This is a genomic window from Maribacter litoralis (assembly GCF_003075045.1).
Taxonomy (GTDB): Bacteria; Bacteroidota; Bacteroidia; order Flavobacteriales; family Flavobacteriaceae; genus Maribacter; species Maribacter litoralis.
The window spans coordinates 108,304-129,336 of sequence record NZ_QCZD01000001.1 but is presented as its reverse complement, the minus strand read 5'-3'; the positions used below and the strand labels follow the sequence as shown (position 1 = coordinate 129,336).

The 21,033-nt window shown below is 35.5% G+C and carries 21 protein-coding genes; 14 read left to right on the top strand and 7 right to left on the bottom strand.

Features of this window, described 5'->3' with window-relative positions; all coding sequences use genetic code 11:
- Window positions 1–9: 9 nt before the first annotated feature.
- On the bottom strand, window positions 10–1,872 hold the full coding sequence (locus tag DCS95_RS00585) for a DNA topoisomerase IV subunit B (protein ID WP_116768919.1): 1,863 nt from the start codon (window positions 1,870–1,872) through the stop codon (window positions 10–12).
- 238 nt (window positions 1,873–2,110) lie between these two features.
- Between DCS95_RS00585 and DCS95_RS00580 the strand changes: the two genes are divergently transcribed.
- The gene (locus DCS95_RS00580) at window positions 2,111–3,007 is read left to right on the top strand and encodes a DnaJ C-terminal domain-containing protein (protein WP_116768918.1); all 897 of its coding nucleotides are present in this window, start codon (window positions 2,111–2,113) and stop codon (window positions 3,005–3,007) included.
- Between the two features lie 2 nt (window positions 3,008–3,009).
- Complete coding sequence (locus tag DCS95_RS00575; protein WP_116768917.1) at window positions 3,010–3,303, top strand: chaperone modulator CbpM; 294 nt, start codon at window positions 3,010–3,012, stop codon at window positions 3,301–3,303.
- Here the strand turns inward: DCS95_RS00575 and ychF are convergent.
- Complete coding sequence (gene ychF, locus DCS95_RS00570; RefSeq protein ID WP_116768916.1) at window positions 3,300–4,394, bottom strand: redox-regulated ATPase YchF; 1,095 nt, start codon at window positions 4,392–4,394, stop codon at window positions 3,300–3,302. The genes DCS95_RS00575 and ychF overlap by 4 nt on opposite strands.
- 203 nt (window positions 4,395–4,597) lie before the next feature.
- On the opposite strand from ychF, the gene DCS95_RS00565 reads away from it, so the two are divergent.
- The 3 genes from DCS95_RS00565 (at window position 4,598) to DCS95_RS00555 (ending at window position 9,379) form a co-directional block, all read left to right on the top strand.
- On the top strand, window positions 4,598–5,176 hold the full coding sequence (locus DCS95_RS00565) for an RNA polymerase sigma factor (RefSeq protein ID WP_116768915.1): 579 nt from the start codon (window positions 4,598–4,600) through the stop codon (window positions 5,174–5,176).
- A gap of 57 nt (window positions 5,177–5,233) precedes the next feature.
- Complete coding sequence (locus DCS95_RS00560; protein ID WP_116768914.1) at window positions 5,234–6,247, top strand: FecR family protein; 1,014 nt, start codon at window positions 5,234–5,236, stop codon at window positions 6,245–6,247.
- A 369-nt stretch (window positions 6,248–6,616) separates the two neighbouring features.
- Window positions 6,617–9,379, top strand: coding sequence for a TonB-dependent receptor (locus DCS95_RS00555; RefSeq protein WP_116770098.1), 2,763 nt, complete (start codon window positions 6,617–6,619; stop codon window positions 9,377–9,379).
- Between the two features lie 142 nt (window positions 9,380–9,521).
- Here the strand turns inward: DCS95_RS00555 and DCS95_RS00550 are convergent, their stop codons facing one another.
- Window positions 9,522–9,872: a 4Fe-4S dicluster domain-containing protein gene (locus DCS95_RS00550; RefSeq protein WP_116770097.1), complete on the bottom strand. Its 351-nt coding sequence runs from the start codon at window positions 9,870–9,872 to the stop codon at window positions 9,522–9,524.
- Window positions 9,873–9,961: 89 nt separating this feature from the next.
- Here DCS95_RS00550 and DCS95_RS00545 point away from each other — a divergent pair, with 89 nt between their 5' ends.
- The 9 genes from DCS95_RS00545 (at window position 9,962) to DCS95_RS00505 (ending at window position 18,156) form a co-directional block, all read left to right on the top strand.
- The gene (locus DCS95_RS00545) at window positions 9,962–11,032 is read left to right on the top strand and encodes an acyl-CoA reductase (protein ID WP_116768913.1); all 1,071 of its coding nucleotides are present in this window, start codon (window positions 9,962–9,964) and stop codon (window positions 11,030–11,032) included.
- Window positions 11,033–11,097: 65 nt separating this feature from the next.
- Window positions 11,098–12,162, top strand: a complete 1,065-nt coding sequence (gene serC, locus DCS95_RS00540) for a 3-phosphoserine/phosphohydroxythreonine transaminase (RefSeq protein ID WP_116768912.1) — start codon at window positions 11,098–11,100, stop codon at window positions 12,160–12,162.
- Window positions 12,163–12,209: 47 nt separating this feature from the next.
- The gene (locus DCS95_RS00535) at window positions 12,210–13,160 is read left to right on the top strand and encodes a D-2-hydroxyacid dehydrogenase (protein ID WP_116768911.1); all 951 of its coding nucleotides are present in this window, start codon (window positions 12,210–12,212) and stop codon (window positions 13,158–13,160) included.
- 69 nt (window positions 13,161–13,229) lie between these two features.
- On the top strand, window positions 13,230–13,862 hold the full coding sequence (locus tag DCS95_RS00530; RefSeq protein ID WP_116768910.1) for a DUF937 domain-containing protein: 633 nt from the start codon (window positions 13,230–13,232) through the stop codon (window positions 13,860–13,862).
- A gap of 65 nt (window positions 13,863–13,927) precedes the next feature.
- Window positions 13,928–14,392 (top strand): DUF6146 family protein, encoded by a 465-nt coding sequence (locus tag DCS95_RS00525; RefSeq protein WP_116768909.1) that lies wholly within the window; start codon window positions 13,928–13,930, stop codon window positions 14,390–14,392.
- A gap of 30 nt (window positions 14,393–14,422) precedes the next feature.
- Window positions 14,423–14,737, top strand: coding sequence for a DUF6787 family protein (locus DCS95_RS00520; protein WP_116768908.1), 315 nt, complete (start codon window positions 14,423–14,425; stop codon window positions 14,735–14,737).
- 110 nt (window positions 14,738–14,847) lie between these two features.
- Window positions 14,848–15,102 carry a hypothetical protein gene (locus DCS95_RS00515; RefSeq protein WP_116768907.1) on the top strand — a complete coding sequence of 85 codons (255 nt, stop codon included), beginning with the start codon at window positions 14,848–14,850 and terminating at the stop codon, window positions 15,100–15,102.
- Between the two features lie 68 nt (window positions 15,103–15,170).
- A complete protein-coding gene (locus DCS95_RS00510; RefSeq protein WP_116768906.1) occupies window positions 15,171–17,564 on the top strand; it encodes a TonB-dependent receptor in 2,394 nt (797 codons plus the stop codon).
- A gap of 37 nt (window positions 17,565–17,601) precedes the next feature.
- Window positions 17,602–18,156: a type 1 periplasmic binding fold superfamily protein gene (locus DCS95_RS00505; protein ID WP_116770096.1), complete on the top strand. Its 555-nt coding sequence runs from the start codon at window positions 17,602–17,604 to the stop codon at window positions 18,154–18,156.
- Between the two features lie 52 nt (window positions 18,157–18,208).
- Here DCS95_RS00505 and DCS95_RS00500 read toward each other — a convergent pair whose 3' ends face one another.
- From DCS95_RS00500 to folE, 4 genes are all read right to left on the bottom strand, one after another.
- On the bottom strand, window positions 18,209–18,694 hold the full coding sequence (locus tag DCS95_RS00500) for a monoheme cytochrome C (protein ID WP_116768905.1): 486 nt from the start codon (window positions 18,692–18,694) through the stop codon (window positions 18,209–18,211).
- Window positions 18,695–19,915, bottom strand: coding sequence for a sulfite oxidase (locus tag DCS95_RS00495; protein WP_116768904.1), 1,221 nt, complete (start codon window positions 19,913–19,915; stop codon window positions 18,695–18,697).
- A 52-nt stretch (window positions 19,916–19,967) separates the two neighbouring features.
- The gene (locus DCS95_RS00490; RefSeq protein WP_116768903.1) at window positions 19,968–20,267 is read right to left on the bottom strand and encodes a hypothetical protein; all 300 of its coding nucleotides are present in this window, start codon (window positions 20,265–20,267) and stop codon (window positions 19,968–19,970) included.
- An 84-nt stretch (window positions 20,268–20,351) separates the two neighbouring features.
- Window positions 20,352–20,951, bottom strand: coding sequence for a GTP cyclohydrolase I FolE (gene folE / locus DCS95_RS00485; RefSeq protein WP_116768902.1), 600 nt, complete (start codon window positions 20,949–20,951; stop codon window positions 20,352–20,354).
- Window positions 20,952–21,033: the final 82 nt, after the last annotated feature.

Here is a 21,033-nt window from a genome sequence, read left to right as displayed (position 1 = left end):
TAACTTAATTTATACTACTTTATCTTCTATCAAATCAACTTCTACTTTAAGATTGTTGATTATAAATTTCTGTCTATCCGGTGTATTTTTACCCATATAAAAACTCAGTAATTCTTCTATGGACATCGCCTTGTCGAGCATTATAGGCTCTAAGCGAATATCATCACCAATAAAGTACCTAAACTCATCTGGCGAAATTTCACCTAACCCCTTAAAGCGGGTAATTTCTGGTTTACCTGATAATTTGTTTATCGCATTTTGTCGTTCTTCATCACTATAACAATATATAGTTTCCTTCTTATTTCGAACTCTAAATAATGGTGTTTGTAAAATATACAAATGGTTTTCTTTTATCAGCTCTGGGAAAAATTGTAAAAAGAAGGTTATTAACAACAGGCGAATGTGCATACCATCCACATCGGCATCAGTAGCGATGATAATATTATTATATCTTAAGTCTTCGATAGACTCCTCAATATTCAATGCCGCCTGCAAAAGATTGAACTCTTCATTTTCATATACAATCTTTTTCGACATACCGTAAGAGTTCAAAGGCTTTCCTTTTAAACTAAAAACAGCTTGTGTATTTACGTCACGAGACTTCGTAATAGAACCAGATGCAGAATCCCCCTCGGTTATGAACAAAGCACTTTCTAGTCTACGATCATTTTTCATATCGCTCAAATGAACTCTACAATCACGCAATTTTTTATTGTGCAGACTAGCTTTCTTAGCTCTATCGCGTGCAAGTTTTCGAATACCCGATAATTCTTTACGCTCCTTCTCTGCCATCATGATCTTACGCTGAAGCTTCTCGGCAGTTTCTGCATTTTTATGCAGGTAATTGTCTAAGTATTTGCCAACAAAATCATTAATATAAGTACGTACGGTAGGAAAATCTCCTCCCATATCCGTAGAACCCAGTTTTGTCTTTGTCTGACTTTCAAAAACAGGTTCCATCACCTTAATTGAAATAGCAGATATAATCGACTTTCGAATATCGGAAGCATCATAAGACTTACCATAAAAATCACGTATGGTCTTTACGATCGCTTCTCTAAATGCTGCTTGGTGCGTACCACCATGGGTAGTATGTTGCCCGTTTACAAATGAATGATATTCCTCGCTATATTGCGTTTTGCTATGTGTAATGGCGACTTCTATATCTTCACCTTTTAGATGAATAACCGGATACAACATATCTTCTACATTGTTGTTATCCTCCAAAAGATCCTTTAATCCGTTCTCAGAATGAAATTTTTCACCATTAAAAACAATGGTCAACCCTGGGTTTAGGTAAACATAGTTTTTGAGCATGCGTTCTACATACTCATTTCTATACTTGTAATTCTTAAATATAGATTCGTCCGGTATAAAGGTAACCTTGGTTCCTTTACGTTTACTGGTTTCTTCAGGACCAACTTCACTTTCTAGATTACCAGAGCTAAACTGAGCGGTCTTTATTTGATTATCCCTAGAAGATTGCACCTCAAAGAAACTGGATAGCGCATTTACCGCCTTTGTACCAACCCCGTTTAATCCGACCGATTTTTTAAATGCACGGCTGTCATACTTACCACCGGTATTCATTTTAGAAACCACATCTACAACTTTACCCAAAGGTATGCCACGACCGTAATCCCTAACCTTTACCACTTTATCCTTAATGGAAATTTCAATGGTTTTTCCGGCACCCATTACAAATTCATCAATACAGTTATCTATAACTTCTTTTAAAAGAATGTAGATACCGTCATCGGCAGAAGAACCGTCTCCTAACTTACCAATATACATACCAGGTCTTAATCGGATATGTTCTTTCCAATCGAGCGAGCGTATGTTATCTTCAGTATATTGAGAGTCTTGAGCCATAGAATAAAATTTATGAAAGTTGCGCTAAAGATAGCTCCACTCGGCAAAAGATAAAATACCTGACTGTTAAAGTAATTAACAATTAATTATTCCTTTTTGTTGATAGCCATTACAGAAGTTACCAATTATCAGATAATTTTAGCATTAAAAATTATAATAAATGAACAAATAATTACTGACGCATGTCATTGTTGATTTTTCATCAATTAAATATCTTTAAAGAAGATTTTGAATACTTATGGAATTTATCGACTACTATAAAATTCTTGAACTAGACAAAACGGCTACTCCAGCAGAAATTAAAAAAGCATACAGAAAACTTGCCCGCAAGTTTCACCCAGATGTTAATCCGAACGACAAAACCGCACAGGAGAAATTTCAACGGATAAATGAAGCCAACGAAGTGTTGGGCGATCCCGAAAAAAGAAAAAAGTACGATCAGTATGGCAAAGATTGGGAGCATGCCGATGCTTTTGAAGAAGCTAAACGAAACCAACACAGTTCAACGGCAAACAGAAACAGAACATACACTAATTATAGTGGGCAAGAGGATTTTTCAGATTTCTTTGAATCCATGTTCGGCGGTGGAGGATTTGGCGGCAGAGGTGGTCGCAGAGCTACGCAATTTAAAGGCCAAGACTTAAATGCAACGTTAAAACTGAATCTGTTGGATACTCTTGAGGACCAAAAACAGACCCTGGATCTGGGCAATAAAAAAATTAGAATTACGATACCTGCAGGTGTTGAAGACGGGCAAACCATAAAAATAGCAGGTTACGGAGGCGAAGGTGTAAATGGCGGACCAAAAGGAGATCTATACCTCACTTTTGAAATTTACAATAACACGGATTTTCAACGAGTAGGAAATGATTTATACAAAAATGAATCCATCTCCCTTTATGATGCTGTCTTAGGAAACTCAATAGAGATTAACACTTTAACTGGTAAAGTTAAATTAAAAATAAAACCAGAAACGCAAAATGACACCAAAGTAAAACTAAAGGGTAAAGGTATGCCGGTTTATAAAAAGAAAGGTGTTCATGGAGATTTATACATCACTTATAAAATAGCCATACCAACACAACTTTCTCAAAAGGAAAAAGAGTTATTTAAACAACTATCAGAATTGAGATAATTATGAATTTGGAAAATTATATACAAATAGAGGTGTATTGCAAACAAACACAGACCCCTTTAGAGTTCATTGACGACCTTTTGGAATTTGACATGATCGAGGTGCAACGTATTGATAATAAGAGTTATGTTCAACCCCATCATATAGTAGAAATTGAACGTATATATAGGTTGCGTAATGATTTAGGTATAAATATGGAAGGAATAGACACCTTAAACCATATGATAGAAAAAGTCAACCGACTAGAGCAAGAATTAAAGATGCTAAGAGATCGGTTGACTATATATGAACATTAAACATTAAAACGGAAATGCATTACATCACCATCTTTAACTATGTACTCTTTACCTTCTACTCTCATTTTACCCGCTTCTTTCACTTTTGACTCACTCCCAAAAGCAACATAGTCATCATAAGCAATAACTTCTGCACGAATAAAACCTTTTTCAAAATCGGTATGTATAACTCCAGCTGCTTGTGGCGCTGTTGCGCCAACAGGAATAGTCCAAGCACGGACTTCCTTTACACCAGCGGTAAAATAGGTTTCCAAATCCAACAATTTATATGCCCCACGAATCAATTTTGCAGATCCAGGTTCTTCTAAACCTAAATCCTCCAAAAACATTTGGCGCTCTTCATAAGTTTCCAATTCAGTAATATCAGCCTCGGTGCCAACAGCTAAGAATATCACCTCTGCATTTTCTGCCGCAACTGCTTCTTTCACCTTTTCAACATATGAGTTTCCATCTACAGCAGCATCTTCATCAACATTACAAACATACATTACTGGCTTATCGGTAATAAACTGTAATGGCTTTACAAACTCAATTCTTGACTCCTCGTCTATTTCAATTGCCCTTACAGAAGTACCGGCTTCCAATCCGTTTTTTATAGCAAGTAGCACAGCCTCTTCTTTTTGCGCATCTTTATTTCCTGTTCTTGCCGCTCTTTTTACTTTTTCCAATTTTTTATCTACGGTCTCCAAGTCTTTTAATTGAAGTTCCATATCTATAGTTTCCTTATCCCTAATTGGATCAACACTACCGTCTACGTGAACTATGTTATCGTTGTCAAAACAACGAAGAACATGAAGAATTGCATCCGTTTCACGGATATTTCCTAAAAACTGATTTCCTAAACCTTCACCTTTACTGGCACCTTTTACCAAACCGGCAATATCAACTATTTCTACAGTTGCAGGCAATACCCTTTCTGGGTTTACTAATTCCTCTAGTTTTTCCAATCTTGAATCTGGTACATTAACCACTCCAATATTAGGTTCAATAGTACAAAACGGAAAGTTTGCACTTTGCGCCTTAGCATTGGACAAACAATTAAAAAGTGTTGATTTACCAACGTTTGGCAATCCTACAATACCTGCTTTCATAATTTAGAATATTTCAAGAGTGCAAATATAGTTTTTACCAATACAATTTGCATTCATTTTTACTCCTAACATATTCTTTAATTTTCATACGATATATTTAAATATTATTCAAATAATTTAGCTGAACGATGGTTAAATATTGAGAATTTAACATTTTTTAAGAAATATTTCATACTTTGCAGTACAGAACATGCACAAATTATATGGAACTTCATTCAGATGAAACAATATGGTATTTCTTTAAAAAGGGCGAAGCTAATGGCTTCAGTCTCCTTTTCAAGAAGTACTATCCTCAATTATATGTGTATGGTTTAAAGCTTAGTAACAATCGAAATTTAACAGAAGATTGTCTCCAGAACTTTTTCGTTCAATTATTTGAAGAACGAGAAAAGCAAAACGAGATAAAAAATTTAAAAGCTTATTTATTCGTTTCCTTTAAAAGAAGATTGATCAATCAACTACAAAAGAACCAGAAGAATATTCCCGTTTCTGAAGCACAACTATTCAAATCTAATTTCACTTTTTCACCAGAAGAAATCTCCATACATCAAGAGATTCAGTTTTTATGCACATCTACCTTAGCTAATCTAATCAACAAACTATCACCAAGACAAAAAGAAGTTCTGTATTTAAAATATTATAGCGGAATGAAGAGTACTGATATTGCTGAAGTTATGGATATGAACTACCAAAGTGTATTAAACGTGTTGCAAAAAGCATTATCAAAACTCAGAAAAGCTTCTGAAAATCAGCAAATTAAAAATATTTTGAAAAAAAATTGAATTTGGTAGGGTATATTTTTAAGAGTTACATCTCTTATAAATGGAACACCTTACTAAATGGACAAGAAGCACAATTTCAATCTACAATATTTTCTTAACGATGCATCTTTTGAAAACTGGGCAAAAGATTTAAACAAAAATGATGTATCCTATTGGAATAACTGGATACAAAACAACCCTGAACATCTAGAAACAGTAGAAAATGCAAAATCTATAATTACCGGTATTAATTTTAATCAAGACTATCCTAGTAATAGTATTGTAGAAGAAGCCTTATCTAAAGTATTGAACAAAATAAATATTGACATTCCTGCCCCTACAAAATCCAAAAAAGTACATTCACTAAATACGGTACTCCTTACCACTGCAGCTGCTGTACTATTAATTCTTATCGGTTATAGTAGTTTAACATATTTCACCAACCAGTCTACCACAATTCATAAAACCAATTATGGTGAAATTATCGACCTAAAATTATCAGACGGCACATCTGTGGTTTTGAATGGAAACTCAGAGATATCATATGATAAGGAGAACCCTCGTCTACTAAACTTAAAAGGTGAAGCTTATTTCAAAGTAAAGTCAATACCCAGTACCAATGCAAAGTTTTGGGTTATTACCAACGACCTTAAAGTTGAAGTCTTGGGAACCCAGTTTCATGTAAATACCAGAAAACAAAAAACCAATGTTGTTCTTGATGAAGGTTCTATTCATTTAGAATTTAAAAATGGAGAAGTGGCTAAAATGATACCTGGCGAAATGGTATCCTTTTCCAATGAAAGTAAAAAATTACTTCATAAACGCGTAGATGTGGAAACACCATATGCTTTATGGAGAGGTGGTACTTACGCATTTAATGAAATACCTCTTAAAGATGTAATGACCAACTTAGAGTTGACGTACGGTATTGAGGTACAATACTCGGCTAACGAATTAATGAAAATTCCCATATCTGGTGGTATCCCCAATCAGAACCTAAAAATATGTATAGCCGCTATTGAAAAGGCGACCGGAACAAGAATAATTAACAAAGGAAATATTTTACGCGTACAAGAAAACCCTATTTATTAACTAAACTATTTATTTATGAGAACAAAAAAACTAATGAGAATGCTTATTGCAGTACTGCTATTTACGAGCAGTATGAGCATGAAGGCTTCTGACGAACTCAAAGAAAAGGTGACCCTAAGTGAGTTCTTAAATGAAATAAGTGAAAAACACGAAGTTTACTTCACTTATAACCCAACACTGGTATCTAACACCAGTTTAAATCCTGAGGAATATAAGTTTCCTGTATTGGATAAAATCATTAATAAACTAGAACGTAAAACTAGTTTTGATTTTGAATATTTAGGTAATAAGTATTATGTAGTTTACCATAAAAAACCGCAAAGAGCTAAGATTTTAAAAGTCGATTCAAACACTAACGGTATATCTGCCATGACTTTAACCGAAAAAGTGCAAAATACGGTTAGCGGTAAAGTTACCGATGCTTCAGGGACGCCTTTAGCCGGAGTTAATATTGTTGAAAAGGGTACAACTAACGGTACAACTTCTGATTTTGATGGTAATTACACAATCAATATTAATGACAATAGCACATTGGTTTTTAGCTATATTGGTTTTGCCACACAAGAAGTTGCTACAGCCGGAAAAAGTACTATAAACGTTAAGCTATCTGAAGGAATGCAACTTGATGAATTCATTGTGGTAGGTTCTCGTACGGCACCAAGAAGTAATACCGACACCCCATTACCTGTTGATGTTGTTGGTGTTAAGGAATTGACTTCTACCGGTCAGGCTACATTTGACAAAGCATTACAATACAGAATTCCGTCTTTTAACACGGTACAAACACCGGTTAACGATGCAACCTCTTTATTAGATCCCTATGAAATTAGAAATATGGGACCTTCTAGAACATTGATATTAATTAATGGTAAGCGTAAAAACTTAAGTGCGTTATTATATACACAAACATCTCCAGGTCGTGGTGAAACTGGTGCCGATATCTCTGCAATACCAACCGATGCGATCAAAAGAGTGGAAATTCTTAGAGATGGCGCATCTGCACAATATGGGTCTGATGCTATTGCCGGTGTAATGAACATAATCCTTAAAGATTCTCCAAATGAGGGTTCCGCCACGTTAAGAACTGGTATTACCTCTGAAGGTGATGGAGAAATGTTCGGAGCTTCTATAAACAATGGTTCTACTATAGGTGAAGACAAAGGATTTGTTAACTACACAATCGATTTATCTAAAGTGAACCAAGCAAATAGACCTGGTACTGTAAATGCAGCAGGCGAAGCCGCTGACTTTGGAGCAGATATCGCCGATGTTCAAGAATTTTTATCAAGACGCCCAGACGCAGGTAACATAAACGGTTCCCCAGAAACTGCAGCTGCTAAATTCTCTGTAAACTTAGGGTACGAGCTTAGTGAAAATACTTCATTATATGGTAATGCCGCCTATGTTTATAAAGCGGTAAACAGTTTTGCAAATTATAGAACACCATACTGGAGAACAGTTGAAGATTTCCCTTATTTAGCAGATTTCTTTCCTGGAGACAACCCAAACAACCCTGGCGGATATGATGGGTATTTACCAACATTTGAAGGATTGTTAAGTGATTACAACGCAACAATAGGTTTTAAATCAACAATCAATGATTGGAATGTTGATGCTAGTTTTACTACTGGTGGAAACTTACAGACTTATAAAGTAAACAACACACACAATAGAAACGTAGTTTATTCTCCATCAGTATTTATTGATGCTAATGGTAATGGTTCTGTTGATGATGGTGAAATTACCGAAGGTTCTGAACTCTATAGAGAGAACAGTCAACAGTCATTTGATCCAGGTGGAACACGATTTTCACACAACGTAGGTAACATTGATATTTCAAGAATACTTTCAGACAAAGTAAGTATTGGTATCGGTGCTGAGTTTAGAACGGAAACCTTTGAAATAATAGAAGGTGAATTGGCTTCATACGATGGTGGTGGTGCAGATTCATTTGCTGGTGCCTCTCCTCAAAACTCAGGAAAATTCAATCGTTACAATATCGGTGGATATTTTAGTTTAGATTATGATGTATCTGATGCTTTCTTATTAAGCGGTACTATTAGAACAGAAAACTATTCCGATTTCGGAAACACTTTCATTTACAAGTTTAGTTCACGATATAAGTTTAGCGATGAGTTTACATTAAGAGGTTCTATTTCTTCAGGATTTAGAGCTCCTACCCTACACCAAATTTATACACAAAAAGCTCAGTATAGCTTTGTACCCGGTCAAGGTATTCAAGTTGGTGGTTTAATTAATAACGTATCTACACAAGCTAAACTTTTAGGTATTCCTCAATTAGATGCAGAAACATCAACAAACTTTACCGTTGGTTTCGGTGGAAAAATATCTAAATTCAGCTATACACTTGATTATTACAACATTGCTGTAAAAGACAGAATTGTTTTAGGTAATGAAATAGGTCCTAGTGGTGATGCTACAAATGCACTAGATGTCTTATTGGCAAATAACAATTTAAGTGATGTAAGTTTCTTTTCAAATGCAATTGATACAAAAACATCAGGTATTGATGTTGTATTGGCCTATAAAGGAATAGAAATAGGTGCTGGTAGTCTAGGGTTGAACCTTTCTGGTAACTATACCATACAGAATGAACTTGACGGACCAGTAAAGGATATCGACTTAGTGGCCAACTCCGGACAATCTGTTGTAAACCAAACGCAAGAAGCTCTTTTCTTTACATCAAGACCTAAGACTAAATGGATTTTAGGAGCTAATTACGATATAAACAAATTCGGATTTTCACTTAACAACACATTGTTCGGTAAAACAAGCTTCTTTCAACAAGGTTTAAGTACAGATGCTAATGGCAACTTTAACCTTGGTACAGAATTCGATCCTAAAGTTGTAACAGATTTAGGAGTAAACTATAGCGCTACGGATAAACTAACCATTGCTTTAAACATCAACAATCTATTTAATGTTTTACCTGAATGGAGCTTTGTTTCTCAAAATGCTGCAGGAGATGCTATTTTAGCAGATGCTGCACAAACCCAGAACCAATCTAACTTGATAACTTTCAACCAACGTTATTCTCAAATGACGTATGACGGTTACCACTTTAGCCAATTAGGAACCATGTTCAACTTATCTTTAAATTATAAGTTTTGATTTTGATTTAGTTTATTTAATAAAAAAGCTACCTATTGATTTAGGTAGCTTTTTTTATTTTATTAGAATTCAACTATTGAAATCCCTAAAAAGGAAATTAAAATTTATCTCTTACTTAGTATCCAAAATTTTACTGACCAGGTTATTCAGGGTGCATAAAGCGCTGCTTAGCCAAAAGCTCTTCTTCTGTTTCTTCATGATCATCATCTGGAACACAACAATCTACAGGGCAAACCGCTGCGCACTGAGGCTCTTCATGAAAGCCCATACACTCAGTACATTTATCTGGTGCTATGTAATACACTTCATCGCTAATAGGCTCTTGCACTTCACCTGCATCGACCTCTTTACCATCGGGTAAAACAACATTACCCTCTAAAGACGTACCATCGCTATATCTCCATTCATCTGCTCCTTCATAAATTGCAGTGTTAGGGCATTCCGGTTCACAAGCCCCACAATTTATGCATTCGTCTGTTATTATAATTGCCATAATTTCTTCTTCATTAAAATGCCCAAAAAACAACGGGCATGCTTATTTTTGCACAAAGGTAATCTCTACCAATCTAGTATACAAATATAATGACCCATAGCAACCTAACGATAGAAGCTTTTGTTAAACTTGGAAATTTTCTAAGAACATTTTGTGATTTAATAGAACAAAACACCCTTTCAAATCATTTAAATGACAAATGGATAAGTGCATTTAAATCGGAAGCTGAAAGAGCCCAACATTATAATGGCTGGTTTACAGAAGATAATTGTATGCATGCTTTTAAAGAATGGGGCAATGCACTCACCAAAAAGAATCTTGAAGAGTGGCTGAGCAAATATGATTTAAGCGCCAATAGTGAAAAGGTTGTTGCCTTAATATTAGCCGGTAATATACCTTTAGTCGGTTTTCATGACCTTTTATGCGTTTTAATTACTGGGAACAAAGCTTTGGTAAAATTATCGAGTAACGACCAAAAACTAATTCCACTACTTATCGATTACATAATAGATGTTGAGCCAACACTAAAAGAATCCGTAACCTTTACCAAAGAAAAATTAGATCATTATGATGCGGTAATTGCAACCGGAAGCAACAATACGGCACGCTACTTTGAATATTATTTTGGAAAAAAACCTAACATTATACGTAAAAACAGAAACTCCGTTGCTGTTTTAAGAGGTAACGAAACCGAAGAGGAGTTAATAGCCCTTGGTGAAGATATATTCAGGTATTTTGGATTAGGATGTAGAAGTGTTTCAAAAATTTATATTCCTAAAGATTACAATATCGACACTTTCTACAAAGCAATGTTCAAGCATAGCGATATCATAAATCATAATAAATATGCTAATAATTATGACTACAATAAAGCTGTATATTTAATGAGCGAGTTTAAAATTTTGGACAATGGATTTTTAATTCTAAAAGAAGAAGAAAGTTTTGGTTCACCAATAGCTTCATTATTTTTTGAGTATTATACTGATGAAGATTCTCTAAAAAACAAGCTTTACACAAATAAAGATAATTTACAGTGTATTGTAGCATCAGGCTTTAGTGAAGATGAAATTGCGTTTGGCAACACACAAAAACCTAAGTTAAACGACTATGCCGATGGTATAGATACTATTGAATTCTTGTTGAACACTTCCAAGAATTAAATACCGAATAGTTTATAAAAATCTTCAAAAAATCCTGACCTTTGCAATCTTAAATTACACACAAGATGAAAAAACATAATTTTAGTGCCGGTCCCTGTATATTACCAAAAGAAGTATTGTTAAAAGCTTCTGAATCTGTAATGGACTTTAATGGTTCTGGACTTTCACTTATTGAAATTTCACATAGAAGTAAAGATTTTGTTGCAGTAATGGAAAATGCAAGGTCATTGGCATTAGAACTGCTAGACCTTAAAGATAAAGGATATAAAGCATTGTTTCTTCAAGGTGGTGCAAGCATGGAGTTTTTAATGGTTGCCTATAACCTATTGGAAAAAAAAGCTGGTTATTTAAATACCGGTACATGGAGCGACAAAGCAATAAAAGAAGCCAAATTGTTTGGTGAAATTGTAGAGGTAGGATCATCTAAAGATGAAAGTTTCAAATATATTCCCAAAGGCTATTCTGTACCTTCAGGGTTAGATTATTTACATATTACCTCGAACAATACCATTTTTGGTACTCAGTTCAAAAAATTTCCAAAAACGGATTGTCCTCTTGTTTGCGATATGAGTTCTGATATCTTCTCAAGAAGTTTAGACTTTTCTCAATTTGACCTTATTTATGCAGGTGCTCAAAAAAATATGGGTCCTGCAGGTACTACTTTAGTGGTAGTAAAAGAAGAAATATTAGGTCAAGTATCTAGAAAAATCCCTTCAATGCTAGACTACCAAGTACATATAGCAAAAGATAGCATGTTCAATACACCTCCTGTATTTGCGGTATATACTTCTATGCTTACATTAGAATGGTTAAAAAATCTTGGTGGTATTGCTGCCATAGAAGAGGTAAATGAAAAAAAGGCAAGATTACTATATTCTGAAATCGATTTAAATCCGGTTTTTGAAGGCTTTGCCAATGTAGAAGATCGTTCTTTAATGAACGCTACATTCAACCTAACCGATGAAGCCTTAAAAACTACTTTTGACGATATGTTGAAAGAGGCTGGTATAAACGGTTTAAACGGACACCGTTCAGTTGGTGGTTATAGAGCTAGTATGTATAACGCATTATCGTTGGATACTGTTGGCGTATTGGTTGATGTCATGAGCGAAATGGAACGAAAAGGATAATTGTTGCGATCCATTCTGAACACAACAATAAAATTTTAGGAAAACAAATGAAGATATTAGCTAATGACGGTATTTCTCAAAATGGTATCACCACTTTAGAGAAAGCTGGGTTTAACGTATTGACAACCACTGTTGCGCAAGAACAGTTGGTCAATTATATCAACGAGAACAAAATTGATGCATTATTGGTACGTAGTGCTACCAAAGTAAGAAAAGATTTAATAGACGCCTGCCCTACCCTAAAATTAATAGGCAGAGGTGGTGTTGGCATGGATAATATTGATGTTGCTCATGCAAAATCCAAAGGCATACACATTATCAATACACCGGCTGCATCATCAGAATCTGTAGCAGAATTGGTATTTGCCCACCTTTTTGGTGGTGCACGTTTTTTATATGACGCCAATAGAAATATGCCTTTAGAAGGCGATAGTAATTTTAAAGGTTTAAAAAAATCCTATTCAAAAGGTACCGAATTAAGAGGCAAAACCCTTGGTATCTTCGGATTTGGAAATATTGGACAAGCAACCGCTAAACTAGCGATAGGTGCAGGAATGAAGGTTGTTTATTGTGATCCCGATGTTGCAGAAGCTAAAATCGACCTTGATTTTTTTGACGGTCAAAAAGTGTCTTTTAGTTTAACCAATACAAGTAAAAATGATTTACTTAAAAATGCCGATTACATTTCATTGCATATACCTGGTCAAGACAACTACGTTCTAGGAAAATCGGAATTTTCCAAGATGAAGAAAGGTGTTGGTATTGTAAATGCAGCCAGAGGTGGAGTTTTAGATGAAGTTGCTTTGATCGATGCATTGGAAAACGGTACAGTTGCATTTGCGGGTTTAGACGTATATGAATCTGAACCAAAGCCAGAGATTAAAATATTAATGCACTCAAGCATATCTTTATCTCCGCATATTGGTGCTGCAACCTTAGAAGCCCAAGAGAGAATAGGTCTAGAATTAGCAGAGCAGATTATTACTTTGCTAAATTAGGCGCTCAATAGCATAATTTATTGACTCTTTTTCGTATTTTACGGCATAAACATTAAATTAACTATTACAATGGCAGGATTATTAGATTTATTAAATAGCCCAATGGGGCAACAATTAATTAGCGGTGTAGCTGGTCAAACCAACCAACCTGAAGACAAAACCGCTAATGTACTTAGTATGGCTATGCCATTAATACTTGGTGCAATGAAAAAAAATGTCTCTACACCAGAAGGCGCTCAAGGTTTAATGAGTGCGTTGTCGAGCAACCATAGTGGTGGTATATTAGATAACCTAGGAGGTCTGTTCAGCGGTGGCGTAGATGAAAGTGTAATGAACGACGGTGCCGGTATTTTAGGTCACGTTTTCGGAAGTAAACAACCACAGGTTGAAAGTGCCTTAAGTGCAAAGTCTGGTTTAGATTCAGGATCAGTTGCTCAAATTCTAAAAATTGCAGCTCCTATCGTTATGGGCTTTTTAGGTAAGCAAACAGCACAAAGTAATGTAAGTGATGGTACAGGTATGAATGCTCTTTTGGGTAGTATGCTTGGTGGTCAACCACAAGAAAACCAGAGTTTGATTACTTCATTATTAGATGCCGATGGCGACGGAAGCATTTTAGATGATGTTGCAGGTATGGTTATGGGAAGCAACAAAAAACCAGGTGGTCTAGGAGGTCTTTTAGGAGGTCTTTTTGGGAAATAACACCTAAACCTTTTATATCTAAGCCGCTTGTAAAAACAAGCGGCTTTTTTTGTATCTTAAATTCTATGAAAAAGAAGAGTTTTAAAGTTACATACATTGTCTTGGCAGGTATTTGTTTTGCTTTACTTTTAAATTGCGGTACAAGCAACAAGTCATTGTCCATCACAGAAGATGAAAAAGAGGTTTTCAATCAAGTAGAAGGAGATACCGTTTCAATTGCTAGTGATAAAACGGAATATGAGATAATAATTATAGAACCTGGTTTTAATATTTGGCTTGCATCAATAGCCAAACCAGAAGGCTATTACTCGCAAAGTTTCTTAGAAAACAGAAACCAAATAATGGTACTGGAATGGAACCAAAGAGTGCTACAGCCAACACGCTACAATCCTAATCTATATGAAATGCAAATAGACTATTCTAGGCAAATAGATTATGGCTACGAGGTAAACTACAAGCTTTATAATTATTTTATTTACTTCCAAAGAAAATACAATCAGCGTTTAGGTCCTTTTATACCACGTATATAAAAAGTATATTTGACCCTTTTAATAGAAGTCATGCAGAAATTAAAGGAACGCTGGGGAATCACCAGTAATTTTCAATTAATCATCATATTTGTTGTATTTGCTATTACGGGATCTTCATCTGTATATGTAGCTAAACCTTTTTTAAACTTAATTGGTCTTCAACAAGAAAATTTTTCTGAAGCCTGGTGGGGAGGTCCATTGTACTGGACATTACGAATTTTATTAATTTTCCCTTTCTATCAAGTATTATTGATAATTTATGGATGGTTATTTGGGCAATTTAATTTCTTCTGGGCTTTTGAGAAGAAAATGTTGAAGAGAATTGGACTTGGATTTTTATTCTAACACACCTCTGTTTGGTTTTCTTTAACATACAGTTCTTCATCTTTTAGTACTTTAGCGAAGTGAAGAACTCAATATTTACATATTTTTCTGTATTCACGTTGTTTTGCCTTATGCTAATTAAGGTAACCTCTTTTCATGTCTATACGCATCAAGATAATACTGCAGACACCATTGAAAACTGTAGTATCTGTGATTTGGCTGTTCAAAATCAAAATTCTGAATTTACTTTTGTAGCCATTTTATTGTTCGTATTTGCTTCGGCACTTATCATTACCGAAAAAAAACTGATACCTTTTTCAACAAAGGTAACTTCTACCTATTTTAGGTATTCAACTTTTGGTCGCCCCCCACCCTTCCAGGCTTAGTATCCATTCCAATTTATTCTATCGGTTTTCTTATTAAATCCGATTTTAAACTGCGCTAAACTTATATAATGAAGTATTATTTATGTGTTTTCGCAATCTTTTGTAGCACGTTGGTATATGCTCAAGATTGCAATTCAATATTACTAGGAGAAATAGTTGATTTCCATGACAACAGTCCGTTGAGTGGTGCAACTATTAATATTACCGGTAAAGACTATACAGCCACATCAAAAGAGAATGGCAAGTTCAGCATTAAGCAACTTTGCGATGGTGTTATAGAGCTTGAAATTTCGCATCCGGAGTGTACTACCAAATTTGTGACATTGACCATAAATGGGGACACGTATTCAGAGATACGATTAGAGCACCATTTGGAAGAATTAAAAGAAGTTAAGGTTGTTGGTGATGTTCCAAAAAACACCAACTCGGGACAAGAAAATATTTTATCGGTAAAAGACATAGAACAAAACAGTGGTAAAAGTTTAGGGGACGCTTTAAAAAAGATCGCCGGAGTTTCTACCTTAAATACCGGAGGCAATATTGTTAAACCGGTAATACAAGGATTAAATGGTAGTAGAATCTTAATACTGAACAACAATGTTCGTATGCAGGATATGGAGTGGGGAGAAGAACACGCCCCAAATGTAGACGTTAATGCAAATCAAAACATTAGCATTATTAAAGGTGCTGCAGCTATTGAATATGGCGGTGATGCCATTGGTGGTGTTATCGTACTTGAGCCTCTACCAATTGTAAGAACGGACTCCTTATTTGGTAAAACACAACTTAATCTTGCGTCAAACGGGCGCGGGGGAAACATAACATCATCATTGACCAAATCATATAAATCTGGGCTCTACATAAAAGGTCAGGGTTCATATAAAAGATTGGGAGATTTAGAAGCACCAGATTACATGTTATCAAATACAGGTATAAAAGAAAGCGGTGCTTCTTTAAGTGTTGGAAAGCGCGATTTTATACAGGGTTGGGAAGGTTATTATTCCTATTTCAATTCAGAAATTGGCATATTAAGAGCCTCACATATTGGTAACGTCGATGATTTAATATCGGCTATTAATAGTGATGTGCCTAGTGTTGTCAATGATTTTACTTATGATATAGACCAACCGTACCAAGAAGTTACCCACCATTTAGGAAAATTAAGTTATTACCGAAGATTTGAAGGTTTAGGTAAGTGGACCACACAGTATGATTTTCAACAAAATAGAAGATTTGAATACGATGTTCGCGTAGGCGATGATGCCGATAAAGCTTCATTAGACCTTAAGCTAACCACACATTCTATTTTAACCAATATTAAATTCGATGCAAAACAAGGCTTGGATTTTAAGGTTGGAGCGTTAGGTAGATATCAATCAAACTTCGCAAATCCTGATACCGGTGTAAGGAGACTTATTCCTGATTATGACAAATACGATTTTGGTCTCTTTGCCTTAGGAAGCTATGAGCTTAATAATGACTGGACCTTAGATGCAGGAGCGCGATACGACTTTAGCAGAATAGATGCTAAGAAATTTTACAGAACCTCTAGATGGGAAGAACGCGGGTATGATGTAGACTTCTCCGATATTATTCTTGAAGACCTAGACACTCAGTTACTTACCAATCCTGTTTTTGATTACCATAACTTTTCCGGCACATTAGGTTTTCACTACGAAATTAATGGCAAAGATCATTTACGCTTTAATTATGCATACGCACAAAGGGCTCCAAACCCTTCAGAATTATTTAGTGACGGCCTGCACCATTCTGCGGCACGTATAGAATTGGGCGACTTAAGAATAAAAAGCGAAACATCTTCTAAATTTTCTGCATCATTAGAAAGAAATACCACTAAATGGGGTTATACGGTCGCTCCCTTTTTAAATAGTATTAATGATTTCATACTGGTTGAACCAACTGGTGTAGAATTCACGATTAGAGGAGCTTTCCCGGTATGGTCTTATAGACAGACCGATGCCGTTTTATTAGGCGTAGATGCTTCATTATACAATAATTGGTCGTCTAGTATTAGAACAGATCACAAGTTTGCTTGGGTAAGAGGTACCGATACGGAAACGGACACTCCGTTAATTCATATACCTGCAGCTAATTTCACAAACAGCATTTCATATACCAACCCTAGGTGGAACAACTTTCTAATTAGTTTAGAAAGCCAGTATGTATTTGAACAAACCAGATACCCAGAGAACATTGAGGTTTATTCCCCAGAGCAACAAGAAAATGTAATCTTGGACATCAACACTCCGCCAGATGCTTATCACCTATTGTCGTTAAATACCGAAGCATCATTCACATTAAAGAACACAAACGATTTAACAATTGGTCTAAGTGCAACCAATTTATTGAATACAAATTATCGTGATTACTTAAATCGCCAACGATACTTTGCAGACGATTTGGGCAGAAATATTAATCTGCGCCTAATTTTTAACTATTAATACTAACGATTACTAACAAATGAAAACAAGTACAACTATGAAAAGAAACAAAACCTTAAAAACAGTTTTAGCATTAAGTTTAATGGCCACGGTAATGACATCATGTTCTAGTGATGACGATACACCAGAAGTAGTAAACGAAGAAGAAATTATTACTACTATGACGGTAACGTTAACAAACGCAGATGGTACCGCTACGCTGCAATCTCAAGATTTGGATGGTGACGGACCAGATGCACCAGTAGTAACTGCAGACAATTTAACCGCTAACACAACCTATACAGGAAGTATTGTTTTATTGAACGAAACTGAAACTCCTGCTGAAGACATTACCGAAGAGGTAGAAGAAGAAGCTGACGAGCACCAGTTTTTCTTTGGACTAACAGGCTCTCTTTCAGAGGTAACTTATTCTGATGAAGATGGTGATGGAAATCCAGTAGGTATTGAATTTGAATTGACAACAGGTGATGCAGGTACTGGTACTATTACAATTACATTGCGTCATGAGCCAACCAAGCCAAATAACGGTACTTTAGCTGACGCTGGTGGAGAAACCGACATTGCTCAAACTTTTACTGTAACAGTAGAATAAAAAACATATTGTTAAAAAAGCCTTTGAATTAAATTCAAAGGCTTTTTTATTTTTATTCCTCAAGTTGATACCACTCAATATCTGTGAGTACCGCTCTCCTACCCACTTTCTTAGGCGGATAATTAGTTACTAAATAATTGATGATAACAGCTTCATTCTCTCCCAAATCCCACAAGTTTTGAGTTTCTTGCATCCATTTAATGGTCGATTTCCAGCGTTCTTCGTTCATTCGGTTCTGCATTACCAACTTAGCAGAATGACAGTTGGTACAGTTTTGAACGGTAACCATCATTCCTGGGGCATCAATAAATCCGGTACGAACATGAATTCCATTTTCTATTTTATCGTAATCGTCATCTTCAGGAACACTTACCAGCTCGGTTTGTGGTACATCCGTTTTTAAAGCGGACAAACCTGGATCCACAATTAAATACACTAGTATAATTGCACCAATACCAATAACGGCACAAGCTAATATTGTCTTTCTATATAATTCCTGAAAATCGCGTTTTAGCTTATCATGATTCTGTTTTTTCATCTATGCGATTTTTACGGCTATCCTATGACAGGCATTGTTCAAATACCCTTTTGGATTCCACCCAGGTAATAACATAGGTTGACTAACCCCATTAGAATCCGTAGCTTTTGCCCAAACTTCATAATATCCTTCTTGAGGAAATGAAATTGCTGCAGAAAAATGCTGCCAAGCTAAACGATTAGCCGGTTTTTCTAAAATACACGATGACCAAGTAGCGCCAAAATCTATGGAATATTCCACTTTTGCAACTTCAAGTTCACCTGCCCATGCATGCCCTCTAATATTTAATTTCTTTCCTTTAGACAAGGTAGCCCCAGTTTTAGGATAAGTAATTAACGATTTTACGGGCATAGACTCAATAATGCACATATCTTCATCTGCTACCTTTTCACCCGGTGCAACCGGTTTACAAGGCACTCGATAAGCCGTACCTGTCATTTTAGTGCCATCATGAACTATATTTCTAATACTGATACGTTGCAACCATTTTCCAGAAACCGAAGCTGGCCAACCACCGGCAATTACCCGTAACGGATAACCGTGGGCTAATGGTATGTCCTCTCCGTTCATTTTAAAAGCCAATATAGTTTCATCTTGCAATGCTTTAGACATAGGTGCACCCCTAGAAATTGGTTCCTTTGTTGGGTCTCTACTCAAATGCACATCTGCAGCGTGATAACCAAAGTAAACGGCATCGTCCTTGATACCAACATCTTCTAAAACATCACGTAATCTAATACCTGTCCAGCTTGCACAATATACAGCTCCTATAGTCCATTGATTTCCTTTCGCCGGTGGATCGAATTCACTTCTACCATTACCACCACATTCTAATGTCAATTGATAGGTATGGTGCTTAAATTTTGATTTTAATTCGGAAAGGGAATATGTTTTTTCCTGCTTAACAGATTCGCCATCAATGGTAAGCGTCCAATTCTCTACATCTATATTTTCAGGAATGAGTCCGTTGTTACGAACAAAAATGGACTTATTGGGAGTCACTTTATCATCTAATAAATGAGCTTGCGCCTCAATATTCCATGGTTTGTCATTTAGAACAACCATATCTTTGTCCTTATTGAATAATTTAAATGGATCGGAATCTTGTAAAGCTACGGGTGTGTAGCCTTCGGGCATTAACTCTTTAAAAACAATCTCTACTCCTAGTAAGGCGACCAAACCACCTAAACTAGATTTTGCAACAAAACTTCTTCTCTTCAAAATGCGTAATATTTGAGCTAAAGTTAAAGAATATTTGCAATAAATGTTTCTTTTACACTTCTATTGTTCTGCCTTTTTTAGAACCACTTAATACATAGGTATATAACCACATTAAAGTAAAAGAAGGTATTAAATCGAAGCCTGGTACAATTTCTTCTATAAAGGTAAATACACCAGCTGCCTGCCCGATCTTACCCTTGTACATACGCGTCATTAACCAAGCGGATAACGGTGCCCATACTATATCGGAAAACTCACCTACAAAAGGTATTGCAAATGATAGCATACCTATACCATCAAAAAGCAACCCCAAAAAGAGTTGCTTATATTTTTTATCTTTTAAAATTGACATATTGAAAAATTAGTTATTCTAATTAAAGAATGCAACAAAGATGCCAAATTTTATATATTATTTTGAGGTGAAGTTTACGTCTTATCAAGAAAGTTTAGCGCTTATTAATTTTAAGAATTCATTTCTAGTTTCAATTTTCTCAAACTGACCTCTAAATCCTGAAGTTGTAGTTACCGAATTTTGTTTTTGTACACCACGCATCATCATACACATGTGCGAAGCCTCTATAACAACTGCGACACCTTTTGGTTTCAATGTATTGTTTATACACTCCAATATATCATGTGTTAATCTTTCTTGCACTTGTAACCTTCTAGCGAAAACATCCACTACCCTCGGTATTTTACTTAAACCAACAATATGGCCATTAGGTATATAAGCTATATGTGCCTTTCCAAAAAATGGTAACATATGGTGCTCGCAAAGAGAATATAATTCTATATCCTTAATGATGACCATATCATCATAATCTTCTTTGAACATAGCCCCTTTTAAAATTTCAACAGCATCTTGCTTGTACCCTTGCGTTAAGAACAACATTGCCTTTGCTGCACGTTCCGGTGTTTTAACTAACCCTTCCCTTGCTACATCTTCACCAATTTCATCAATTATAGATGAGTATCTATTTTTTACTTCATCGGTAATTTCAAGATTATATTCTTCTAAATTTCTATACGGGGACATGTTATTAATTTTATGTTTAACCTAATTAAGTTTAGGTTGAACAAATTTAGCGTTTTCTTTCATCAACAAACGTAAAAATATC